We start from the raw sequence: 5,956 nt of genomic DNA on the forward strand, positions 1-5,956 counted from the left end.
AGGATTTGTACGCAGGCGTAGAATTTCACCCGGTTCCGGAAGCCGTTATGAAAACCCTGCTTGAGAATCATCCGAAAATGGCCCGGTTTAAAGATGTGCCTTTAAACCAATTGGCGATTTCTTTGCGTATCGTGACCGAAAAAGCCGCTACCAATATTTCAAAACAAGCCTTCGATTATGCCCAAAAACATGGCTACAAATCGGTTACCATTGTGGAAAAACCAAATGTTGTTCGAGAAACCTCCGGGATGATGGTGCGGCAGGCGAGGAAAGTGGCGGAGGCTTACGACACAATTGAACTCTGGGAAGCCAATATCGACGCCATGACCATGTGGTTGGTCAAAAACCCTCAGAAATACGACGTTTTGGTTGCCTCCAATCTCTTCGGCGATATTATTTCCGATTTGGCGGCCCAGTTGGTGGGCGGACTTGGTTTTGCGTGCAGCGGAAATATTGGGGACGACTATGCTGTTTTTGAACCCACTCACGGATCCGCTCCCAAATATGCCGGACAGTACAAAGTCAATCCGACGGCAATGATTCTTTCCGTGAAAATGATGCTGGACTATCTGGGCGAGACCGAAAAGGCCCGTCGTTTGGAAGCCGCGGTTGCCCGGGTCATTAAAGAAGGCAAGGTGAAAACGTATGATATGGGCGGTATCAATACAACCCTTGAAATGGGCGAAGAAATCGCCCGAAACTACCAATCCTTGTAAATGTGGAATCCCGCAAAGGAATGGTTTGTGAATCATCAAACAGGGAGGGATGAATCATGAGCGCAGAAAGTGAAATTCTTGCCATTGAAAAGGCTATGTCCGATGCATTTAATGCCGGAAAAATTGAAGGAATCCTGAAATATTTTGACGAGGACATGATCGGATTTTCTTCAACTCAATACGAGAGACTGGTGGGCATCAATGCCTTACGGGAAACATTTCATTATTATTTGAAGGAAGCTGATCATCTGGAATACAATATGGTGAGCCCGATCATCAAGCTTCTGGACGAGAATGTAGCCATTGCCACTTTTTATTGGTTGGTGGTTTTGTTTAATGGAAAAACCCGCCGGGAGATTCAGGGACGCGGTACCCATGTTTATTTAAAAAAGGATGAGGGCTGGAAAATCGTCCACGAGCATTTTTCGCGATCGCATCATCAGTAGGCGTAAGCTTGATTGATTTGAACAGCTCACACATGTTTAGTCGCGCATTCGCGGCGCTTGTTTCTTTAATTTCACTTACGCGCGAATTTTCGGTAAAAATCGATTAAACCTGAATAATTCATTAGCCACAAAGTCACAAAGACACAAAGGTGTAATAAATAAAAAGATAAATAAATATTTATTGAAACAGGAAAATGTACAAAACAAACTTAGTTTCAAATATCCAATTATTTTAATTATGATAACCTTCGTGACTTAGGGTCTTCGTGGCGAAAATTTTTGAATAATGCAGGCAGAGAATAGGCTTTTGCAAAGAACAGGAAATAATCAATTTGGAACAGATCGAATGAGTGCAAAGCTAAGGAGTTTAAATGGAAACAATTTCAAAAAAAATGGCTTCCTTTGCCGTTGGATTAAAATACGAGGATTTGCCTGAAGACGTTATTGCGACCGCCAAGCGGTTTCTCTTCGACGCGTTGGGATGTGCCTTTGGGGGGTACAAAGTTGAGGATGCTGAAATTGCGCGTCAGGTTGTGGGAGAAATGGGTGGGAATCCGGAGGCAACTGTTATGGGCTCCGGGCAGCGTACATCTGCGGTCAATGCGAGCTTGATAAACAGTTTGATGGTCCGCGCGATGGATTACAACGATATTTACTGGAAGCAGGACCCCAGTCATCCCAGCGATCTCATTCCTGCAGTGCTGGCGGCCGCGGAAAAAAATGGGAAATCGGGCAAGGATATTCTTGTGGGAATTGTTTTGGCTTACGAATTTGAGATGCGCTTGTGTGAATTTGCCATCCCGGGAATTCGTGAACGCAAATGGCACCATGCCACACTGACGCAATTTGCGTCGCCGATTGGGGCCGGAAAAATGCTGGATCTGACCGTTGAACAAATGACCCATGCCATCGGCATCTCCGGAAGCCACAATTTTACGCCCGGAGCGGTAACGGCCGGAAAGCTGACCATGATGAAAAATACCGTAGATCCCATGGCGGTTCAAAGCGGGGTTTTTGCCGCACAATTGGCCCAGAAGGGCTATCAGGGTCCGGAAGCCATTTTTGAGGGAAAAGAGGGCTTTGTCGATACCTTTGGGGGGGAATTCGATCTGGATGTCCTGACAGAAGGACTGGGTGATTCGTACCGAATTATGGAGTGTTCGATGAAGGCTTTTCCGACGGAAGCGCTGACGCATTCCCCCATCACGGCTACACTGGATTTGGTTCACCAGGAAAAGATAACGCCTGAAAAGGTAAAACGGGTGGTGGTTCACACCATTGAACGCGCTCGTGACATTCTGGCCGATCCCTCGAAATACAAGCCCACAACAAAGGAGACGGCCGATCACAGTCTGCCGTATGTGGTGGCGGCGGCTCTGGTTGATGGCAAAATAACACCGGAGCAGTTTTCCGCAGAAAAACTGACGAACAAACAAATTTGGGCCTTATTACCCAAAATTGAAGTGGTGGCCGATTCCGAATTGGAAGCGGTTTTCCCGGAATTAAAGGCGGCTCTGGTTGAGATTGAAACAACCGATGGCAAAATCCACCGGAAACGGGTGGATTATCCGAAAGGGGATTACCGGTCACCGATGAGTGAAGAGGAATTGCGGGTGAAATTTAGTAGCCTGGCTGCTCCGATATTTTCTGAACACAAGCAAGAAATTATCGAAGATGCCGTCTGGCATCTGGAAGAGATTCCTCAGGCATCGGATTTTATGAAATTGATGGTTGCAGATAAGGAATAAAGTACGAGTTTCGTAAATGTAAGGAACGTGCTATGAATCGGGAAGATGCGGTTACGCTGTTAAGAGAGTATACGAAAAATGAGAATCTGATCAAACATGCTCTGGCCGTTGAGGCGGCCATGCGGGCGTATGCCCGCAAATTTGGCGAGGATGAAGAATTGTGGGGCATTACAGGGCTCCTGCATGACTTCGATTATGAAAAATATCCGGATATGAAAGAACACGCCTTACGGGGATCGGAGATTCTTCAAAAAATGGGGTATCCGGAGGAGGTTACACACGCCATTCTGGCTCACAATGATTACCACCATGTTTCGCGCGAGAATCCATTGGACAAAACCCTTTACGCGGTCGATGAACTCTGTGGATTTATTACGGCCGTTGCACTCGTTCGCCCGAGCAAAAAATTGGACGAAGTCAAGGTGAAATCCGTTAAGAAAAAAATGAAGGACAAATCCTTCGCCCGTCAGGTAAATCGGGATGAGATTCGCAGAGGAGCAGAAGAACTGGGGGTTGATTTGGATGACCATATCGCCTTCGTCATCGAAGCCATGAAAACCATTTCGAATCAATTGGGTTTGTAGATTAAATCCCGATTGTCTGAAAATGACGCCGCATAAGAAATCAATAAATTAGAGAAAGCTTTGAAAAAATCGGATTTTATTAGTTAACTTTTTTTTCAACCCACCCCCTCGCTCCCCCTCCCTTATTTAAGGGAGGGGGAAGGGGGGAGGGTCAATAATAGAAAAATGTTATGTAAAAGCCTATTTTTCAATTAATTGTAAAGCAATCCCGTATTAATGGTAAATTAATTTTTATCACAAATTGTTGATCTTATTTTGTTACGGGCAATTGTCCGTGTCAGAAATCTTGATTTTTTTAAAGCTTTCTTAGAGTGTTTTCGTTCAAGGACTCTGCAATCCTTGTGTTTTAGAATTCCGGTATCTGCACATAGGTCTGGTAAAAAATTACTAAAATTGAAAAAAGGAGAAATGTGAATGTCGGCTGAGTCGTCCCCTCAAAAACCCGTATTGCACATGATTGGAAATGCCCATCTGGACCTGGCCTGGCTCTGGCGGTGGGATGAAGCGCGTGAAGAAATGATCAATACCAGTCGAACAGTTTTACAGCTGATGAAAGAGTATCCGGATTTTGTGTACACCTGCAGTCAGGCAGCCGCCTACAAATGGGTGGAAGATTCTGATCCGGCCCTTTTTGATCAAATTCGGGAAAAGATTAAGGAGGGGCGCTGGAAGATTGTGGGGGCATGGTGGGTTCAACCGGACGTGAACATTCCCTGCGGTGAATCCTTGATTCGGCAGGCTCTCTATGGAAAACTCTATTTTCAGGAAAAATTTGGCGTGGATGTCCGAACGGGGTACAATGTGGATTCTTTCGGCCATACCTTTCAATTACCCCAAATTCTGAAACATTCCGGCATGGATAATTACCTCTTTTTTCGTCCCAAACCCAAGGAAAAGGTCTTGCCCGGAACACTCTTCTGGTGGCAGGCTCCGGACGGGTCACGTGTTCTAACGGCCAGACCGCGTTTTCATTACAATTCTTCAAAAGAGGAATTGGATTCGCGCATCGCTATTATGTCCAAAAAAATGAACCCGATTGTGGGAGACGAAATGCTTTTCTACGGCGTGGGAGATCACGGGGGCGGCCCCACACGCAAAAACCTGGATTCCATTCTGAAAAATCGGGAAAAACAGAAGGCAGTCAAAATCATTTTTGGGGATCCGGAGACCTTTTTTGAAACGATTCGTCCCAGAGCCGATTCCCTGCGATCCGTGGAGGACGAGCTGCAGCATCATTCCACCGGTTGTTATACGGTTCACTCGGACATCAAACGATGGAACCGCATTCTGGAATTTCAATTGCTTTTTGCCGAAAAAATGGCCGCACTGGCGGAATTGAAGGCCGGCATTTCGTATCCGCAGGAAACCCTGAGAGAGGCGTGGCAGACACTCCTTTTTCACCAATTTCATGATATTTTAGCGGGAACATCCATTCCCGAAGTCTACAGTGATGCGGAGGAGGCTCTGACTCAGACACTGTTTGACCTCGCCCATCTGATTCAAACCTCGGTCGACGCCCTCAATTCAAAAGCGGAACTGCCGTCAGAAACTCAGTTTCAGGTATTTAATCCTGTGGCCTGGCCGAGAAAAGATGTACTCGTAACACAGGTTTTGATGCCGGGACGGGTTTCTTCAATCAAAATTGAGGATGCCGGTGGACAGGAGATTCCCTTTCAAATTCAGCACATGGTTCATTCGGAAGAGGGGACCCTTTTGGATCTGGCGCTTGAGGACGACTTCCCATCTCTGGGACAAAAACGATACCGGCTGATTCCAATGACCGGCGAGTGGTATCCCGAAGAAGAAAAGCCGATTTCTGAAATCGAAACGGATTTCTACCGAGTAACATTCGATGAGAAAACCGGTCTCATTCAACAAATTTATGACAAAGAGAATGATGTGAATATTTTGTCCGGTCCGGGAAACCGCCTGATTGTGATTCACGATCCCTGGGACACGTGGGGGCATGATGTAAATGAGTATCGTAACGAAATCGGCAGTTTTCAGTTAAAGGGCTCGGTTGTTCTGGAAGAAGACGGTCTCGTTTATGCAAGGGTTCGCATAGACAGTGCCTTTGGAAATTCCTCTGCCCACCAGACCATTTTTTTCTACAAGCATTTGCGCCGTATCGATTTTGAATTGGCCATTGACTGGCAGGAGCAATTCAAAATGCTCAAACTGGCCTTTCCCATTCGTTTGACAGAGAAGGAGTTAGAGGGAACATTTGAAGTTCCCTTTGGAAGCATTCAACGGCCATTATTGGGAACAGAGGAATCCTTGCAGCGATGGATGGACGTGTCGGGAGTTTATCAGAAAGAAAATGAAGAAGAGATGCTTTACGGTGTTTCACTTTTAAATGATTGTAAATATGGCGGTGATATTTTAAACAGTGAAATGCGACTCACGATTCTAAGAAGCCCTATTTTTGCCAAACATTCCCATGGTATTCCCGATGATTACTC

The 5,956-nt window shown here is 45.9% G+C and carries 5 protein-coding genes; all 5 read left to right on the forward strand.

What is annotated here, in order from left to right; genetic code table 11:
• Positions 1 to 716 (forward strand): isocitrate/isopropylmalate dehydrogenase family protein (locus GXO76_12975; protein ID NOY78769.1); only part of this gene is annotated, 716 nt, incomplete at its 5' end.
• Between the two features lie 56 nt (positions 717 to 772).
• A complete protein-coding gene (locus tag GXO76_12980; protein ID NOY78770.1) occupies positions 773 to 1,162 on the forward strand; it encodes a nuclear transport factor 2 family protein in 390 nt (129 codons plus the stop codon).
• 371 nt (positions 1,163 to 1,533) lie between these two features.
• Positions 1,534 to 2,910, forward strand: coding sequence for an MmgE/PrpD family protein (locus GXO76_12985; GenBank protein ID NOY78771.1), 1,377 nt, complete (start codon positions 1,534 to 1,536; stop codon positions 2,908 to 2,910).
• A 32-nt stretch (positions 2,911 to 2,942) separates the two neighbouring features.
• Positions 2,943 to 3,494, forward strand: coding sequence for an HDIG domain-containing protein (locus GXO76_12990; protein ID NOY78772.1), 552 nt, complete (start codon positions 2,943 to 2,945; stop codon positions 3,492 to 3,494).
• 414 nt (positions 3,495 to 3,908) lie between these two features.
• A partial coding sequence (locus GXO76_12995; GenBank protein NOY78773.1) for an alpha-mannosidase occupies positions 3,909 to 5,956 on the forward strand: 2,048 nt, incomplete at its 3' end.

The organism is Calditrichota bacterium (assembly GCA_013151735.1).
Taxonomy (GTDB): domain Bacteria; phylum Zhuqueibacterota; class JdFR-76; order JdFR-76; family BMS3Abin05; genus BMS3Abin05.

Bases quoted from the DNA above. Each gene is read 5' to 3' on its own strand.
- GXO76_12980 (NOY78770.1), top strand. From the start codon at position 773: ATGAGCGCAGAAAGTGAAATTCTTGCCATTGAAAAGGCTATGTCCGAT.
- GXO76_12990 (NOY78772.1), top strand. From the start codon at position 2,943: ATGAATCGGGAAGATGCGGTTACGCTGTTAAGAGAGTATACGAAAAAT.
- GXO76_12985 (NOY78771.1), top strand. From the start codon at position 1,534: ATGGAAACAATTTCAAAAAAAATGGCTTCCTTTGCCGTTGGATTAAAA.